This window comes from Bacillus sp. MUM 116 (assembly GCF_001866655.1).
Taxonomy (GTDB): domain Bacteria; phylum Bacillota; class Bacilli; order Bacillales; family Cytobacillaceae; genus Neobacillus.
Genome location: NZ_MLYR01000199.1, coordinates 1 through 677 on the forward strand (window position 1 = coordinate 1; position 677 = coordinate 677).

1 protein-coding gene is annotated in these 677 nt (G+C 33.8%); it reads left to right on the forward strand.

Going from position 1 to position 677, the window contains the following annotated elements; translation table 11 throughout:
- Positions 1 to 198: 198 nt before the first annotated feature.
- Positions 199 to 677, forward strand: a 479-nt coding sequence (locus BIV60_RS27935; RefSeq protein WP_141770589.1) for an LCP family protein, incomplete at its 3' end; no start/stop codon positions are given.

Here is a 677-nt window from a genome sequence, read left to right on the forward strand (position 1 = left end):
GTAATGTTCTATAACGGAACTTTACGCTTTTTTGATTCGACAAAAAACTGTTCCCGGAATACACTAATCTAACATTCTTCGACTATATTCTTGAATTTCCAGTTATTATTATTGAAAGAGAAATCCAGAAATAGTAAAATAATTTCATGCTTTGAGATTAGTAATATATTAATTTAGTCTTATACCACGGAGGAAAGCATGAAAAGAAAAAAGAAATCGAAATGGAAAATTGTTGGTTTTAGTATTTTCGGAGTTATCGTAATCATTATTGCAGCACTCGGCTTCGAATATAATCAACTTCAGCCAAAGAATCATTTTAAAAACGTTCCAGTTGTTAGTACAAATACCACCAATCAAACAGCAAATCCACCAAAAGATAATGTGTTTAACGTATTATTAATTGGAACTGACCAAAGAAAAGGAGATCAAGCTGGTCATTCTGACTCAATGATGCTTGTTCATGTTGATTTAAAAAAGAACGAATATCATGCAGTCAGTATCCCGCGTGATACACGGGTCCATTTAGATGGCTATGGATATACCAAGCTGACAAGTGTTCAATATATTATGCAATCAACAAAAGGTAAAAAAGAAGGTGTTGAAGCTGCCGTTAAAGCAGTTGGGGAGCTTACAGGAGTCCCAATTAACTACTATGTAGAAACCAATTATTGGGGCTT